The 16934-nt window shown below is 72.1% G+C and carries 13 protein-coding genes; 7 read left to right on the forward strand and 6 right to left on the reverse strand.

Features of this window, described 5'->3' with window-relative positions:
* Window positions 1–82: 82 nt before the first annotated feature.
* Both BLA60_RS18360 and BLA60_RS18365 read right to left on the reverse strand, forming a co-directional pair.
* On the reverse strand, window positions 83–784 hold the full coding sequence (locus BLA60_RS18360; protein ID WP_075134136.1) for an ABC transporter ATP-binding protein: 702 nt from the start codon (window positions 782–784) through the stop codon (window positions 83–85).
* Window positions 781–1836: an ABC transporter permease gene (locus BLA60_RS18365; protein WP_075134137.1), complete on the reverse strand. Its 1056-nt coding sequence runs from the start codon at window positions 1834–1836 to the stop codon at window positions 781–783. Before BLA60_RS18365 ends, BLA60_RS18360 begins: the two co-directional genes overlap by 4 nt.
* A gap of 202 nt (window positions 1837–2038) precedes the next feature.
* On the opposite strand from BLA60_RS18365, the gene BLA60_RS18370 reads away from it, so the two are divergent.
* Window positions 2039–3187 carry a sensor histidine kinase gene (locus tag BLA60_RS18370; RefSeq protein WP_245812047.1) on the forward strand — a complete coding sequence of 383 codons (1149 nt, stop codon included), beginning with the start codon at window positions 2039–2041 and terminating at the stop codon, window positions 3185–3187.
* Entirely contained in the window at window positions 3184–3819 is a 636-nt protein-coding gene (locus BLA60_RS18375; RefSeq protein ID WP_075134139.1) for a response regulator, read from the forward strand. The genes BLA60_RS18370 and BLA60_RS18375 overlap by 4 nt, the downstream gene beginning before the upstream one ends.
* A gap of 26 nt (window positions 3820–3845) precedes the next feature.
* Here the strand turns inward: BLA60_RS18375 and trpA are convergent, their stop codons facing one another.
* Together trpA and trpB are read right to left on the reverse strand one after the other, a co-directional pair.
* Window positions 3846–4616: a tryptophan synthase subunit alpha gene (trpA, locus tag BLA60_RS18380; protein WP_075134140.1), complete on the reverse strand. Its 771-nt coding sequence runs from the start codon at window positions 4614–4616 to the stop codon at window positions 3846–3848.
* A complete protein-coding gene (gene trpB / locus BLA60_RS18385) occupies window positions 4613–5875 on the reverse strand; it encodes a tryptophan synthase subunit beta (RefSeq protein ID WP_075134141.1) in 1263 nt (420 codons plus the stop codon). The genes trpA and trpB overlap by 4 nt, the downstream gene beginning before the upstream one ends.
* Before the next feature lie 180 nt (window positions 5876–6055).
* Between trpB and BLA60_RS18390 the strand changes: the two genes are divergently transcribed.
* From BLA60_RS18390 to BLA60_RS46240, 4 genes are all read left to right on the forward strand, one after another.
* The gene (locus BLA60_RS18390; protein ID WP_075134142.1) at window positions 6056–7291 is read left to right on the forward strand and encodes an MFS transporter; all 1236 of its coding nucleotides are present in this window, start codon (window positions 6056–6058) and stop codon (window positions 7289–7291) included.
* A 136-nt stretch (window positions 7292–7427) separates the two neighbouring features.
* Window positions 7428–9632 (forward strand): PQQ-dependent sugar dehydrogenase, encoded by a 2205-nt coding sequence (locus BLA60_RS18395; RefSeq protein ID WP_154814437.1) that lies wholly within the window; start codon window positions 7428–7430, stop codon window positions 9630–9632.
* Between the two features lie 122 nt (window positions 9633–9754).
* Window positions 9755–11146, forward strand: a complete 1392-nt coding sequence (gene gad, locus BLA60_RS18400) for a glutamate decarboxylase (RefSeq protein ID WP_075134143.1) — start codon at window positions 9755–9757, stop codon at window positions 11144–11146.
* The gene (locus BLA60_RS46240) at window positions 11146–12273 is read left to right on the forward strand and encodes a cytochrome P450 (protein WP_075134144.1); all 1128 of its coding nucleotides are present in this window, start codon (window positions 11146–11148) and stop codon (window positions 12271–12273) included. Before gad ends, BLA60_RS46240 begins: the two co-directional genes overlap by 1 nt.
* A 271-nt stretch (window positions 12274–12544) precedes the next feature.
* Here the strand turns inward: BLA60_RS46240 and BLA60_RS18410 are convergent, their stop codons facing one another.
* Window positions 12545–13390 carry an oxidoreductase gene (locus tag BLA60_RS18410; protein WP_075134145.1) on the reverse strand — a complete coding sequence of 282 codons (846 nt, stop codon included), beginning with the start codon at window positions 13388–13390 and terminating at the stop codon, window positions 12545–12547.
* 77 nt (window positions 13391–13467) lie between these two features.
* On the opposite strand from BLA60_RS18410, the gene BLA60_RS18415 reads away from it, so the two are divergent.
* Window positions 13468–14364, forward strand: a complete 897-nt coding sequence (locus BLA60_RS18415) for a LysR family transcriptional regulator (protein ID WP_245812049.1) — start codon at window positions 13468–13470, stop codon at window positions 14362–14364.
* A gap of 1 nt (window position 14365) precedes the next feature.
* Here BLA60_RS18415 and BLA60_RS18420 read toward each other — a convergent pair whose 3' ends face one another.
* Window positions 14366–16840: an alpha-L-fucosidase gene (locus BLA60_RS18420; protein WP_154814438.1), complete on the reverse strand. Its 2475-nt coding sequence runs from the start codon at window positions 16838–16840 to the stop codon at window positions 14366–14368.
* Between the last annotated feature and the right edge of the window lie 94 nt (window positions 16841–16934).

Consider the following 16934-nt stretch of genomic DNA (forward strand, 5'->3'; position numbering starts at 1 on the left):
TAAGGCACGCTACCTCCGCCGGTCGGGGGGTCATAAGTGAAAAATTCACGTCCCCGGCATGAAGAACCGAGTCCGAATGTGATCACTGACTTTCGGTGACCATTTCCTCACGGAGCCGTCCGTCGTGGACGCCGACGATCCGGTCGACGGCGCCCAGATGGGTGCGGTCGTGGGTGACCAGGACGGTGGCGGTGCCCCGCTCGTGGGTGAGCCGGGTGAGCAGGTCGACGACGGCGGCGCCCCGGTCGTTGTCCAGGGCGCTGGTGGGCTCGTCGACCAGCAGGACGGTCGGGTCGTTCATCAGTGCCCTGGCGATCGTGACGCGCTGGCGCTGTCCACCGGAGAGCTGGTGGGGCCGGCGGTGCGCCTGGCCGGCGAGGCCGACGGCGTCGAGGAGGTCGAGAGCCCGGGTGCGGGCTCGGGTGCGGGCACCGGCGCGGCCACGACCGTCCAGGTGGGCCATCACCCGCAGCTGTTCGGCGGCGGTCAGCGACGGCAGCAGGTTGGACTGCTGGAAGACGATCCCGATGGTGTGCCGGCGCAGGTCGGTCAGGGCCGCGCGGCCCAGCCCGGTGGTGTCGGCGCCGGCGACGGTGACCGTGCCGGAGTCGGGGGCGATGAGCGTGGCGGCGACGGCCAGCAGACTGGACTTGCCCGAGCCGGACGGCCCGACCACGGCGGCGAGGGCGCCCGCGGGCACCGCGAACGTGACCCGGTCCAGGGCCGTCAGCCGGCTCTGGCCGTCGGGGTAGGTGAGGGTGACATCGGTCAGGCGCAGGCTCATCGGGCACTCCCCAGGGCGGTCAGCGGGTCGACGGCGGTGATCCGGCGGACCGACAGCGCCGCCCCCGCCATCCCGAGCACGATCATCACGGCGGCCGGCACGAGAACGGTCCTCGGCGTGAGCAGGAACGGAACGGTGTCGGCCAGGGCGGCGCCGAGACCGGCGGCGAGCCCGGAGCCGATGACGGTACCGCCGGCCAGCAGGACGGCGGCCTGGCCGAGCGCGTCGCGCAGCAGGGTGGCGGTGGTGGCGCCCAGGGCCTTGAGGATCGCGATGTCGGCGCCGCGCTGGATCGTCCACACGGTGAAGAACGCGCCGACGACCAGTGCGGAGATCGCGAACAGGAAGCCGCGCATCAGTTGCAGGGAGCCGTTCTCGGCGCTGTAGGAGCCGATGGCCGACAGCGAGTCGTCCCGCTCGACGGTCATGGTGCCCGCGGCCCGGTCGGCGGTCGCGGTGTCGGCGCCGGAGGTTCTCAGGGCGATGACCGTCGCGAAGGGACCGTCGGGCGGCGCGGTCCGCTGCCAGGTGTCCAGGCTGGTCCACACGACCGGGGTGTGGCTGAAGGAGGCGTCGCCGGTGACCGAGGCGACGGTGAGCCGCTGGCCGGCGAGGGTGAGGGTGTCGCCGGCGGTGAGGCCGAGGTCGGCGGCGGCGGAGTGGGACAGCACCACGGCGTGGTCGGTGAGCCGGTCGCTGTCGGGGGCCAGGTCCGAGCCGGGCCGGACGCCGAAGGCGCAGACGCCGACACCGCGACCGCCGGCGGTGGCCCGGGTGGTGGTGACGCCCAGCGGTTCGGCGGCCTCGACCCCGGGGGTCCGCGTCCACCGCCGCCACTGCCCCTCGGTGACGGTGGAGTTGGCGTAGGACAGTTCACCGCCGAAGGCGATCCGGTCGGCGGGCAGGCCGGTGACGGCCGAGACGTTCTGCCGGCCGAGGCCGGCGGTCAGCCCGGACAGCAGCCCCACCAGCAGGGTGATGAGCACGATGACGGTGCCCATCAGGGCGAAGCGCCCCTTGGCGAACCTCAGGTCCCTCCAGGCGACGAACACGGCGGTGACCGTCCTTTCCGGTCGCGGATCGGTAGGACTTCACCGTCCCCGCTGGACGGTGGGCCGCGCATCCCGCTCAGGACGGCATCGGAGTTGTCACTTTCGACAGAGGGCGCCGCGCGCCCCGGTCCGTATGCTGGACGCCATTGTGGACAGCACGGCGGACATCACGGCTCCCGTTCCGACCCCGGCGATCCGGGCCATGGCCTGGGGCCCGCACCTGCTGATCGTCGGGCTGCTCGCGCTGGCCTCGGTGCGCGCCGTGCTCGACCGCCAGCCGCACGCCGGGGCGACCGTCGCGGTGGCGGCGGCGGGCGCGGCGGCGGCGGTGACCGGGGCGCTGGTGACGCGCCGGGCGGCGGCGTGGTGGCTGGGCGTGATCGGCGTCTGCTGGCTGGCGTTGCTGGTCCTGTCGGCCGACGGTGTGTGGGTGGCGTTCCCGCTGTACTTTCTGCAGCTCGATCTGCTGCCACGCCGCACCGGCCTGGTCGCCGTGGCCGCGACGACCCTGCTGGCGGTCGGCGCGTTCGCCGCGCACACCGGTTCGCTCACCGCCGCCGTCGTGATCGGCCCGGTGCTCGGCGCGGCGGTCGCTGTCACGGTCGTGTGGGGCTACCAGGCGCTGTACCGGGAGAGTGAGCAGCGCCGCCGGCTGATCGAGGAACTCACCGCCACCCGCGCCGACCTGTCCCGCGCCCAGCACACGGCCGGCGCCCTGGCCGAGCGGGAACGTCTGGCCCGCGAGATCCACGACACCCTCGCGCAGGGCCTGTCGAGCATCCAGTTGCTGCTGCGCGCCGCCGAACGCGCCCTGCCCGCCGCGCCGGACACCGCGCTGCGCCACGTCGTCCAGGCCCGCCAGGCGGCGGTGGACGACCTGGCCGAGGCCCGCCGGTTCGTCGCCGCCCTCACCCCACCCGCCCTGGACGACGCGACCCTGGCCGGCGCGCTCGACCGGCTGTGTGCCACCACCAGCGTCCGGTACCCGCTCACCGCGCGGTTCCACCTCACCGGGACCCCGGTGCCGTTGCCGACCGCGCACGAGGTCGGCCTGCTGCGGATCGCCCAGTCGGCCCTCACCAACACCGTCCGCCACGCCCGCGCCACCACCGCCGAGGTCACTCTCGGCTACCACGGCGACCGGGTGGTCCTGGAGGTCACCGACGACGGGACCGGTTTCGACCCCGATGGCCTGCCGGCCCCCGACCCGGCGAGCGGCGGTTTCGGCCTGGCCGCCATGCGCTCCCGCGCGCACGCCCTCGGCGGCACCCTGACCGTCGGGTCCACCCCCGGCCACGGCACCACCCTGACCGCCCGACTTCCGCTCGACGAGACCGAGGCCCGCCGGTGACCGACACCCCCATCCGTCTGCTGCTGGCCGACGACCACCCGATTGTCCGGGCCGGGCTGCGTGCCGTGCTGGAGACCGAACCCGGCCTGGCCGTGGTGGCCGAGGCGGCGACGGCCGCGCAAGCCGTCGACCGGGCGCTGCGCGGCGACATCGACGTCGTGCTGATGGACCTGCGGTTCGGCTCGGGTATGGGTGGCGCCGAGGCGACCGCGCGGATCACCGCCCGGCCGGACGCCCCGCGCGTGCTGGTCGTCACCACCTACGACTCCGACGCGGACACCCTGCCGGCCATCGAGGCCGGTGCCACCGGCTACCTGCTCAAGGACGCCCCGCCCGAGGATCTGGTGGCGGCGGTGCGCACGGCCGCCGCCGGCCGCACCACCCTGGCGCCGACGGTGGCGGACCGCCTGTTGCACCGGCTGCGCAGCCCCGCCACCACCCTGACCCGACGCGAGACCGACGTCCTGCTGCTGGTGGCCGACGGGCTGTCCAACCAGGCCATCGCCCGTCGCCTGCACCTCACCGAGGGCACCGTGAAGTCCCACCTGGTGCGGGTGTTCGGCAAACTCGGCGTCGACTCACGCACGGCCGCCGTGGCGACGGCCACCGACCTGGGCCTGATCCGCCGCTGAGGCCCCCCGAGAACCACCCAGCCCGGTCACGCGTCCACCAGTCCCTTCAGGAACGACCGGTATCCCTCGACGCCCAGTTCCTCCCACGCCTGGGTCCCCGCCGTTCCCACGATGGCGATGTCGGCGGAATGTTCCCTGGCCACCCGAACGTCCTTCGCCGTTCGGATTCCGAAGCCCAGTCCCAGCGGCAACGGTGTGGCCTCCCGGCAGCGGCGCAGGAACTCCGCGACTCCCTGGGAGAGATCGGTCTGGCGCCCGGTGACCCCGGTCCGCGCCGTGCAGTAGAGAAACCCGGAGGCCTGTCGCCCGATCTGGGCCAACCGCTCGGGGGAGTTGGTCGGGGTCATCGTGAGGATCGGGTCCAGTCCGCAGTCCCGCGCCAGGGTGTTCAGGTCGACGGCTTCCTCCGGTGGCAGATCAGGAATGATGAAACCCGACAATCCGGCTTCCGCCAACCGGGAGCAGAACGCCTCCGCCCCCATCCGGAAGACACTGTTGTAGTACCCCATGAACACCACCGGAAAACCGATCCGCGCGGCCCGCGAGGCGAACGAGAAATACGTCGACCACGACACGCCCGCCTGGATCGCGTCGTGGTTGGCCTTCACGAACCGGGGGCCGTCGGCGATGGGCTCGGAGAACGGCAGTTGGAGTTCCACGAGGTCCACCCCCGCCTGGTTCATCGCCTCCAGCATCGCCCAGTTGTCCTCGAGAGACGGATAGCCGACGACCAGGTGCGTCATCAGCAGGATCGGCTTGCGCTCCAACCCCCGCCGGAGTACACCTTCCAGGCTCATCTCGCGTACCTCGCCGCCGTCTGCCCGATGAAGTCCTTCCAGTCCTCGTCGTCCAGCGCGTCGGCGACGGTGAAGATGTCCTTGTCCCCCCGCCCCGACTGGTTGACCAGGATCGCCGACGTGTCCGCGAGGGTCGGTGCCTCCCGGAACGCCGCGACGAACGCGTGGGCGCTCTCCAACGCGGGAATGATCCCCTCCTTGCGCATGGTGAGCCGCAACGCCTCGACGACCTCGGCGTCGGTGGCTGACTCGAACCGGACGCGTCCCCGCTGGTGCAGGTCGGCCAGCATCGGCCCGATGCCGATGTAGTCCAAGCCCGCCGCGACCGAGTGGGTGTGGCGCATCAGCCCCTCCTCGTTCTGCAGGAACACCGTCTTGTAGCCCTGCGCCACCCCGGGACTGCCCTGCCCGCCGGCCAGGCGCGCGGCGTGCTCACCGGTCTCGACGCCCTTGCCGCCGGCCTCCACCCCCACCAACTCGGTCTCCGGGTCGTCGAGGAAACCGGTGAAGATGCCGGAGGCGTTCGAGCCGCCGCCGACGCACGCGTACACCCGGCTCGGCAGCTGGCCGGCGACCGCCAGCATCTGCGCGCGCGCCTCCTGACCGATGATCGACTGGAAGTAGGTCACCAGCTGTGGGAACGGATGCGGCCCGCACACCGTGCCCATCACGTAGTGGGTGTCGGCCATCGAGTCGGCCCAGTCGCGCAGGCACGCGTTCATCGCGTCCTTGAGGGTCCGCGTGCCGTCGGTGACCGACACGACCTCGGCGCCGAGCTGGCGCATCCAGAACACGTTCGGATGCTGGCGGGCGACGTCCACCTCGCCCATGTAGATCGTGCAGTCCAGGCCGAGACGCGCGGCCATGGTCGCCGTGGCGACGCCGTGCTGGCCGGCGCCGGTCTCCGCGATCACCCGGCGTTTGCCCATCCGCTGGACGAGCAGCCCCTGGCCCATCACGTTGTTCGCCTTGTGCGCGCCGGTGTGGTTCAGGTCCTCGCGTTTGACGTAGATCCGCGCACCGCCGAAAGTCCTACTGAGATTGTCGCAATAGGTCACCGGGGTCGGACGTCCGCCGTAGCTGGTCGTCACGTCGACATAGGACTGCCAGAACGTCTCGTCGCGGCGCGCGCTGTCGAAGGTCGCACGCAGCTCGGCGAACGTCTCGTGGAGCATTTCCGGGATGAACGCGCCGCCGAAGTCCCCGAAGTAGCCTCCGCGCCCCGGGGAGGGCAGCTCTGGTGGGAGATTAATGGTCAGATCCTCATCAGTCTGGGGTCGATCAAGCTAACACACCGGGGCCTTGTCGGCAGGTCGCTGCGCGGCCGTCGCGAGCGGCCGCTCGGCCACCAACCCCGGGCGTTCCCCGAAGGCGATTCGAGGGGAACGGCTCGTGCGCGATCTGGGCATCGACAACCGGATCGACTACGATTTCCTCCAGTGATCGAGACCGGGACGCCTCCGTCGAAGGGCGTCTGGACGCGGGCCTTCACCCTGTTCTTCGCCGCCAGGACGGTGTCCATCCTCGGCGACCAGATGCTCATCCCGATCACGGTGACGGTCGCGGTGCTCCAGGCGGGCTACGGCGTCAGCGGTGTCGGCTTCGCGCTCGCCGCGCACACCGCGCCGCTGGCGGCCTTCGTGATCCTCGGCGGTGTGCTGGTCGACCGGCTCACCCCGATCCGGGTCATGGTCGCCGCGGACCTGGCGCGGGTGGTGATCCACGCGACGCTGGTGCTCTCGTTCGTCCTCGGCACCCCCGACTTGTGGCTGATCATCACGGTGATGGCGCTCAGCGGCGTGTGCACGGCGGCCTTCCAGCCCGGCTACGCCAGCGTGATCCCGAGGGTCGCCGTCGACGTCCAGAAGGCCAACGCGGCGATCCGGGTGGCGGAGGCGCTGGTCGCCGTCGCCGGTCCGGCCGCCGCCGGCCTGATCCTGAGCGTCGCGCCGGTGTCGGTCGTCCTGGCGATCGACACCGCGACCTACGCCCTCAGCGCGGTGTTCCTGCTGTTGATGCGGCTGCGGATCCCGCGCCCGGAGTCCACGGCGTCGTTCCGGCGCGATCTCGTCCAGGGGTGGCACGAGTTCCGTTCCCGGCGGTGGCTGTGGAACGTCATCGTCATCTACATGCTGTTCCAGGTCACGGTGAACGGCCCGTCGCTGACGCTGGGGCCGAGCCTGATCACCCTCGACCACGGCGAACGCACCCTCGGGTTCGTCATGGCGACCTTCGGCGCCGGCGCGGTGCTCGGTGGGCTGGCGGCCGCGCGCTTCAGGCCCCGGTACCCGCTGCGCGCCGGTGCGATCGCGATGGTCGGCGGCGCGTTCAGCCTGCTGGCGCTGGCGCTGCACCTGCCGCCGCCCCTGATCGCCGCCGGCTACCTGCTGCACGGGGTGGCCGGGGCGTTCTGGCTGGTCATGTTCCATTCCAGTGTGCAGACCCACATCCCGCCGGACGTGCTGGGCAGGGTGCACGCCTACGACGTCGCCGGGTCGCTGGTGATGCGGCCGGTGGGCCAGACGGCGGCCGGGCCGGCGGCGCTGTGGGTCGGCGCGGCGCCGGTGCTGTTCTTCTCCACGGCGATGCTGCTGGTCACCGTCGGTCTGCTGCTCGCCGCCCCGGCCGTTCGTGGCCTGCGCAACCTCCGGCCCGGTCGGTCGGAAATCGGGTGAAACGTGCCGGTGATGGCGACCGACTCCCCTGGAGAGTCAGCCGTTCGTGGTCGACCGGATGGGGTGTCACGTGGGTTTTTTCGCGCGCCCGAGAACCGCTGTTGTGCTCGCGGTCGGGTTGGTTGCCAGTGGGGTCATGGCCATCGCGCCGACGGTGGCGGGGGCGGCGGTGCCCAGCGGGTTCACCGACACGGCGGTGATCAGCGGGCTCAGTTCCCCGACCAACGCGGTGTTCGCCGCCGACGGGCGGGTGTTCGTGAGCGAGAAGAGCGGGCTGGTCAAGACGTTCGACTCGCTGGCCGACACGACGGCGACGGTCACCGCCGACCTGCGGACCCAGGTGCAGGACTTCTGGGACCGGGGGCTGCTGGGTCTCGCCCTCGATCCCGGCTATCCGGCGCGTCCCTACCTGTACGTGCTCTACACCTACGACGCCGAGCCGGGCGGCACCGCGCCGAGGTGGGGTGACCAGTGCCCGTCGCCGCCGGGGGCGACCGAGCAGGGGTGTCTGGTGACCGGCCGGCTGTCGCGGTTGACGCTGGGCGCCGACGGGGTCGCGACCGGGGCGGAGCAGGTGCTGATCACCGACTGGTGCCAGCAGTACCCGTCGCACTCCGTCGGTTCGGTGGCGTTCGGGCCGGACGGGGCGCTCTACGTCGGCGGCGGCGACGGGGCCAGCTTCAACTTCGCCGACTGGGGGCAGCGCGGCAACCCGTGCGCGGACCCGCCGGGACCGGCCGGGGCCGACCTCGCGCCGCCGGACGCGCGGGGTGGGGCGCTGCGCTCGCAGTCGGTGCGCCGGCCCGCCGGGGAGCCGGTGTCGCTGGACGGCACGATCATCCGGGTCGACCCGGACACCGGGGCGCCGCTGGCCGGCAACCCGTTCGCCGGCAGCACGAACGTCAACGCCCGCCGGATCATCGCCTACGGGCTGCGCAACCAGTTCCGGTTCGCGTTCCGGCCGGGGACCAGTGAGCTGTGGGCCGGCGACGTCGGCTGGAACACCTGGGAGGAGATCAACCGGGTCGCCGACGCGACCGACGGCGTCGCCGAGAACTTCGGGTGGCCGTGCTACGAGGGCGCGGCGCGGCAGTCCGGCTACGACGGGGCGAATCTGACGCTGTGCGAGTCGCTGTACGGCACCGGGCAGACCGCGCCCTACCACGCCTACAACCACAGCGCGTCGGTCGTGACCGGTGACGGCTGCCCCACCGGCGGCTCGTCGGTCAGCGGGATCGCGTTCGAGCACGACAGCAACTACCCGGCCGCCTACGACGGCGCGCTGTTCTTCGCCGACAGCTCACGCGGGTGCGTGTGGGCCATGCGCCGGGGTGCGAACGGCCAGCCGGACCCCGGGTCGATCGTGCCGTTCGTGACCGGCGCGAACGTGCCGGTGCAGGTGCTCACCGGGCCCGGCGGCGATCTGTTCTACGTGGCGCTGGGCGCCGGGCAGCTGCGGCGGGTGAGCTATCCGGCGGGGACGAACCTGCCGCCGGTCGCGGTGGCCGGCGCCGACCCTGCCTCGGGTGCCGCGCCGCTCACGGTGACCTTCGACGGCACCGGCTCGTCGGACCCGGAGGGCGCGGCGCTGACCTACGCCTGGGACCTCGACGGCGACGGCTCCCACGACGACTCGACGGCCGCGAACCCCACCTGGACCTACCTGACCCAGGAGCAGGTCCAGGTCGGGCTGCGGGTCACCGACCCCGGCGGACTGTCGGACACCACGACGGTCACCGTGACCGTCGGCGAGCCGCCCGACGACCTGCCGGTGGTGACGATCGACGCCCCGACCACGGCCACCCGGTGGAGCGTCGGCGAGACCATCCCGTTCGCCGGGCGGGCTGCCGACCCGCAGGACGGCCCGCTGCCGGCCTCGGCGCTGCGCTGGCAGCTGACGTTGCAGCACTGCACGACCCCGACGAACTGTCACGCGCACAACGTGCGTTCGTGGGACGGGGTCGCCGCCGGCGACTTCGTCGCACCCGACCACGAGTATCCGTCCTATTTGGACCTGACGTTGTCCGCGACCGACTCCGACGCCAACACGACGTCGACGACCGTCCGGCTGGACCCGCGCACGGTCGCGCTCACGTTCACGTCGAGCCCGAGCGGGGCGCGGCTGGTGGTCGGTTCGGTCGAGCAGGTCACGCCGTTCACGCGGACGGTGATCGTCGGGTCGAGCAACTCGGTCAGCGCGCCGAGCCCGCAGAACCTCACCCTGGGTCTGCGTTTCCGGTTCGCGCGGTGGTCGGACGGCGGCGCGCAGAGCCACAACGTCACCGCGCCGGTGAGCCCGGCGACGTTCCGCGCGACCTACCAACTGTGCCTGTTCTGCTGAAACTCGCGAAAGGACATCTCCGTCGAGTGAACTTGGCTGGTCCATCAGGGGGAAAACTACTGCGATCATGAGCGTCTCCGCGCTGTCATGGTGCCCGTTCATCACGCGCGGCGGAGGAATTGATGCTCAAGCAGGTACACCACGACCAGAACGCGGCACTCGGGGTCAACCCGCTCTACAGCGGGTTGGTCCCCGAGGGCGGGTTGCCGCGCTTCATGTTGCCCCAGCAGCCGATGGCGCCGGACGCGGCGGCGGCGCTGGTCCGCGACGGACTCATCCTGGACGGCAACTCCCGGCTCAACCTGGCGACCTACTGCACCACGTGGATGGAGCCGCAGGCCAAGGCGCTGATCAGCGAGACCCTCGACCGCAACCTGGTGGACCACGACCAGTACCCGCAGACCGCGGAGCTGGAAGCGCGCTGCGTCAACATCCTGGACCACCTGTGGAACGACCCGGACCGGCAGAGCATCGGCTGTTCGACCGGCGGCTCCAGCGAGGCGGCGATGCTCGCGGGTCTGGCGATGAAGTTCCGTTGGCGCGACCAGCGCAGGGCGCGCGGCGAGGCCACCGACCGGCCCAATCTGGTGATGTCCAGCGCCGTCCACACCTGCTGGCCGAAGTTCTGCCGCTACTGGGACGTGGAGCCCCGGTACGTGCCCATCCACGAGCCCCGGTTCGCCGTCGACGCGGCGGAGGTGATCGAGCACTGCGACGAGAACACCATTGGTGTGGTGGCGATCCTGGGATCCAGCGCCACCGGCACCTACGACCCGGTGACCGAGATCGCCGGCGGCCTGGACGGTCTCGCGACCCACGGCGGCCTGGACATCCCGCTGCACATCGACGCGGCGGTCGGCGGGTTCGTCACGCCGTTCCTGGAGCCGGACCTGGTGTGGGACTTCCGGTTGCGCCGGGTGGCGTCGATCAACGCCTCCGGCCACAAGTTCGGCCTGACCTATCCCGGTGTCGGCTGGATCATCTGGCAGAACCCGGACTTCCTGCCCAAGGACCTGGTCTTCGACTGCGGGCTGCTCGGCGGCAGCGTGCCGACGTTCACGCTGAACTTCTCCCGCTCCGGGGCGCCGGTGGTCGCCCAGTACTACAACTTCCTGCGGCTGGGGTTCGAGGGCTACCGGGCGGTGCAGCAGGAGTGCCGCGACGTGGCGTCGTTCCTCGGCGAGGGCGTCGCCCAGATCCCCGGGCTGGAGGTCATCACCGACGGGTCGGACCTGCCGGTGGTGACCTTCCGGGTCCGCGCCGACGAGGACCGGATGACGGTGTTCGATCTCAGCGACCGGTTGCGCCGCTACGGCTGGGAGGTCCCCGCCTACCACCTGGCACCGGCACTGGAACACATCGCGGTGATCAGGATGGTGGTGCGCAACGGTTTCAGCCGCGACGTGGCGGAGATGTTGCTCGATGACCTGCGCACCGAGGCGCAGACCCTGCTCGGTGGTTCGGCGCTGCCGGCCAGGACGGCGCACGCCACCCGCTCCACGGTCACCCACTGATGTCGGCCGTGGACTCGGTGGTGGACGTGGCGGACCTCGAGTCCGATCCGGACGGTGTCTACGCGCGCCTGCGCCGCGACGATCCGGTCGCCCGGGTGCCGTCACTGGACCTGTGGCTCGTCACCCGGTGGGCCGACGTTCGGCGCGTACTGTCCAGTCCGGACTCGTTCGCCACCGCGTACCCGTCGACGGTCGCCCAGATCTGTGGCCAGGACACGATGTTGGCCACCGAAGGCGACCGGCATGCCGAGCTGCGCGCCGCACTGGACGACCACTTCTCCCCCGAAATGGTCCCCGCCCTGGTCGAGACGACCGGGGCGATCGCCGCCGAGCACGCCGCCGCGCTGTCCGGTCGCGACGGTGCGGAGCTGATGACGGAGTACTTCCGGCCGGTCCTCGGCTCGGCTCTCGGCCGCTTCCTCGGGTTGGGCGATCTCGACCCGGCCACCCTCCTGCACTGGTCCGAGGACCTGCTCGACGGGTTCGACAACCCGACGGGCGACCCGGACCGGCGCCGGCGCGCCGAGGCCACCGCGCGGGAGGTGGCCTCGGCGCTGCGCCCGCTGGTCGACCACCCGAACGGGCCGCTGTCGGTCCTGGTCCGCCGCTCCCCCACGGACCTCCTGCCGACCCTGGTGAACATCGTCAGCGCCCTGGCCGAACCGGTCACGGCGGCCGGATCGACCCTCCTGGAACTGCTGCGCCACCCCGACCAGCTACGCGCCGTCCACACCAACCCGAACCGCCTCCGCGACGCGGTTCGGGAAGGCCTGCGCCTGCGCCCACCGGTGGCCACCCTCGGCCGAGTCACCACCCGCCCGGTCACCCTGGCCGGCCGCGACCTCCCCGAAGGCGCGGTGATCGCCGCCGCCGTGGCCTCGGCCAACCGCGACGAGGACATCTACGACAACGCCAACCACTTCGACATCGACCGCCCGGCGCTGCCCAACACGGGCCTGGGCTACGGCCGCCACCGCTGCCTGGCGGCCGCGGTCCTCCCGGCGGTCATCGCCACCACCCTGCGCGCGCTCCTGACCCGGGTCGGCCCCCCGCTCCTGACCGACGACGCCCGCCCCTACGGCTGGAAGGTCCGCAAACTGGACACCCTGAAGGTCCGCCTGACCTGAACTGGTGCCGTGCCAGCCCTGACCGGCCAGGTCAGGAACCTTCGCGCACGGCTCAGAGGAGGTCGATCACCAGCATTCCCGGCCCATAACAAACCCCACCCGCTCCGGGGGCACCCCTCAGCGCCATTCTATCCGGGAAACGGAGGGCGGACGCCGGTGGCGGCGGGGCTGTGGACAAGTAGGGGTGCGGTTGGAAGATCGACGGGCCGATCCGGACCAGAGTTGGTCGGCTTCGGGACAAGCCCGCCGGTCGTTGTTCGGCGCCGGGACGTCAGGGCGTCTCGTCGAGGCTCACCGAGCGGCTCAGCTTCTCCCAGCGGGCGAGGTCTGTGCGGAGGAGTTCGTGGTGGGCGGCGATGGTGTCGACCGCGTCGTCGCCCAGGGCGAGGCGCAGTGGCGGGTCCGGGCTGGCGAGTACGTCCAGTACCGCCCGCGCTGCCTTGCGCGGGTCGCCGGGTTGGGTGCCGTCCATGGTGTCGACGGCTGCTCGGGTGGCGCCGGTCGACAGCTCGTAGGCGGGGATGGTTCGTGACCGGTGCATGCGCCGGCCGCCGAACTCGGTGCGCAGTGCGCCGGGTTCGACGATCAGGACCTGGACGCCGAACGGGGCGAGCTCTGCCGCGAGCGCCTCGGACAGGCCCTCGAGCGCGTGCTTGGCCGCGCAGTACGCGCCGAAGCCTGGCATGCTCAGTTGTCCGCCCATCGAGCTGACCTGGACTATCGCACCGCTGCCTTGGGCGCGCAGGTGCGGCAGTACCGCCTTGGTGACGGCCACGGCGCCGAAGAACATCACGTCCAGCAGGGCCCTCAGCTCGATCAGGTCGAGTTCTTCGACCGCGCCCACGCTGCCGTGGCCGGCGTTGTTCACCACCACGTCGATCCGGCCGAACTCGGCGAGGGTGGCGGCCACGGCGGCGTCGATCTGCTCCTGGTCGGTGACGTCGAGGGCGGCGGTTCGGATTCGGTCGCCGGACAGGGCGGTCAGGGTGGCTGGGTGGCGGGCGGTGGCCATCACGCGGTCGCCGGCGGCCAGCGCGGCTGACGCCAGCTCCCGGCCGAAGCCCGTCGAGCACCCGGTGATCAACCACACCCGGTCGGTGCCGGTGGTCGTTCGCATGGGGTCAGCCTTGCCGAGGTGGGCGGGGGCTGGCCAACACACGTTGCCGCCCACGGTTACAGTCCACGGCTGTGAGCATGGAGTTGCGGCAGCTGCGGTACTTCGTCGCCGTCGCCGAGTGGCTCGGGTTCGGGCGGGCGGCCAGGGAGCTGCACCTGGCCCAGCAGTCGTTGTCCCAGCAGATCGCGGCGCTGGAGCGCGGGTTGGGGGTGCGACTGTTCGATCGGGACACCCGGGGGACCCGGCTGACCGACGCCGGGCGGTTGTTCCTGCCGAGGGCGCGTGCGGTCCTCGACGCCGCGGACGGCGCGGCTCTGGTCGCGCGGCGGGCCGGGCGCGGGGAGATCGGCCGGCTCGATCTCGCGTTTCTGGCCTCCACGGCCAACTACATGCTGCCGCCGGTCGTACGGGCGTTGCGCGACCGGTTCCCCGACCTCGAACTCACCACCCACAGTGGACAGATCGACGAACTCGTCACCGGACTGCGCGACGGGCGCTTCCACGCCGCGTTCACCCGCCCGCCGCTGGTCGACGACCTGGCCACCCGCGTTCTGGCCACCGAACCGGTCTGCGCGGTCCTGCCGGAGACCCACCCGCTCGCCACCCGCACGACACTGCGCCTGGCCGAGCTGTCCGGCGAGGACTGGGTGCTCACCCCGCGAACGTCCTGGCCGCCCTGGCACGACAAGTACGACCGGGACTTCGCCGGCGCCGGCTTCACGCCGAGGGTCGTCCAGCGCGCCGCCGGGGTGTCGAACCTGCTCGGTCTGGTCGCCGCCGGGGTCGGCGTGACCAGGCTCGCCCGCTCGGCCAGCAGCATCCGCCGCACCGGCGTGGTGTTCGTCCCGCTGGCCGACGACCGCGCGCGGACCGTCGTCGCGTGGCGCGCCGGTGACGACGGTCCGGTGCTGCGCAACCTCCTCGACGTGGCCGACGACCTCGCGGCGACCGCCGACCTCACCCGGTGGGGCTGACTCACGTCGCGGCGCGCACCACGACCTCGGTGAGCGAGAGCGGGTTGGTCGCCGACTCCAACTGGACCCGGACGTAGCGGCCGGTGGCGCCGTCGAGGTCGACGACGGTCGGCCGCCCGGCGGTGCCCGGCTGGTGGATCGCGGTGGCGCCGGGGGTGGCGAGGGCCTCGGTCAACGAGTCGGTGGTGATCGGGGTGGGCGAGACGATCAGCCAGTAGTCGGCGAGCCGCTCGGTGCAGCAGTCGGTGCGGTTCCAGATCTCCACCGTGTCCACCGGGTACTGCCCGGCGAGGTCGACCTGCCACCACGCCTGGTGGGACGGTTCGGCGGTGTGCGACGAGGACTGGTCGACCAGGTAGTCGCCGGCGGTGTTGCCGTCCACCGCCCGTTGCGGCACCCCGTCCCACGCGGTGCTGATCTGGCTGGCCGGTTTGCCGGCGGCGACGTTGGGCGCCACGACCTCGGTCAGCGCGCTCGCCGTCACGGGCCGGCCGTCGCCGGTCAACGCGGCGGTGAGGGCGACCGGGCCGAGGTCCGCGCCGGCGGGCACGGTGACCGGGATCCGCGCGGTGCTCGACTGTCCGGGGGCGAGGTCGGCGAACGCCACGGCCTGCCCGGTGGTCCAGCCGGCCGGGGCGCGCACGCCGATCGTGCCGGTGACCGGCGTGCGCGAGGTGTTGGTCACGTGCACCGCGAGGGCGGTGGTGGCACCGGTTTCCAGCTGGGCGGGGGCCTGGACCCAGCCGGCCACCCGGTCGGCGCGGGCGACCAGCAGCGCGCCGGTGCTCAGCCCGAGGGCCTGGCCCTGGTGGGCCGGGTCGGCCAGGGTGATCGTGACCGGGGTGACCTGGTTGGCCGGCACGGTGAACGGGCCGACGGTCCCGCCGGTCAGCTCGGCGCCGGTGACGATTCGGTGCCGGCCGCCGACCTCGACGCGGTAGCGGGTGGCCGGATCGGTGGCGGTGCCGGTCGCGGCGACCACGACCCGCCCGCCCCGGTCGCTGAGCAGGTGGCCGGTCTGGCGCACGACGGTGCGCCGCGTGCTGGGGTAGCTGCCGGTGTCGGCGTAGCTGTAGCCCTGTTCGAGTTCGGCCAGCGGCCAGGCGTCGCTGCCGCGCGCCGTGCCGGCGGGGATGACCCGCAGCTCACCGCCCAGCGACACCCGCAGCACCGGCAGGACCGGGTCGTGCGGCCGGTCGGGCAGGTCGATCACCAGGTCGTCGCCGGACCTCCGCCAGTCGAGCGCGCCCCGGCGCCCGTCCTCGGTGACGCCCCGCACGCGGGTCGCGAGGCCGGGCAGGACCAGCTCGCCGGACTCCGGCCACTCGGTGACGTGCAGGAACAGGTCGGTGCCGTTGACCGTGACCTCGCCCCACGGCTGCCCGCCGAAGCGGGTGGCCGACGCGCCGAGCACGGCGCCGGGGTGACGGCCCAGCCAGTCGCCGATGCCGCGCAGCACGTCGGCCTCGAACTCCACGACCGAGCCGTCGCCGCGCGGGCCGATGTTGAGCAGGTAGTTGCCGCCCCGGGCGCGGACGCTGGTCAGGCCGACGACGAGGTCGCGGATCTTGCCGGGCAGGTCGTCGCGGACCTGCCAGCTGCGGTAGCCCCAGGTCTCGTGGTAGACCGAGGCCGGTGTCTGCCAGGTGCCCTCCAGCGGCACGGAGGGAATCTCGTTGTCCCCCAACGTGCGGAAGTCACCGGCGTTGTTCCACACGCGACTGTTGACGGCCGCGCGCGGCTGGAGCTCGCGGACGATGTCGACGAACTTCTCGCTCTGCGCCACGGTCGGCGACGACATGTCGAACCAGACCTCGGAGATCGGGCCGTAGTTGGTCATCAGCTCGCGCAGCTGGCCCTCGATGACCGGTTCCATCGACGGCGGGATCGGGTTGTTGTTGCCGCCGTCGAACTCGTGGCCCTGGTGCCAGTCGACGAGGGAGAAGTAGAAGCCGAAGCCCAGGCCCTGCCGGCGGCACTCGTCGGCGAGGCGTTTGAGCGGGTCGCGGCCGTAGGCGGTGGCGTCGACGACGTCGTAGTCGGTGGTGGCGGTGTCGAACATGGAGAAGCCGTCGTGGTGCTTGCTGGTGATCACGACGTAGCGCATGCCGGCGCGTTTGGCGAGGCCGCAGATCGCGGCGGGGTCGAACCGGTCGGGTTGGAACCGGCTGGCCACCTCGCGGTAGTCGGCCTCGTCGATGTTGGCCCACATCTGGATCTGCTCGCTGTAACCGCTGGTCACCGGCTTGTCCTGCCAGACGCCGCCGAGTTCGGAGTAGATGCCCCAGTGGATGAACATGCCGAACTGGAGGCGCTGCCAGGCGGCCAGGTCGGGGTCGGCGCTGAGTTCGACGGTGCCGGGGACGCCGCGAACCCGCTTGCCGGGGGGTTCGGTCGAGCCGGTCGCGGATGCCGGTGCGGCGAGGGTGGACAACACCATCAGGAAGGTGAGCAGGGCACCGATCCGTGCGCGCATCGCCAGCACCTCTCATCGTCGAGCGATCAGACCTCCGATCAAAGCAGGCGAACCTGGGTCAGACAAGCACCAGTTGCAGGAAGTTGTGGTTAAA

This window comes from Actinophytocola xinjiangensis, assembly GCF_001921215.1.
In the GTDB taxonomy this organism is placed as follows: Bacteria; Actinomycetota; Actinomycetes; order Mycobacteriales; family Pseudonocardiaceae; genus Actinophytocola; species Actinophytocola xinjiangensis.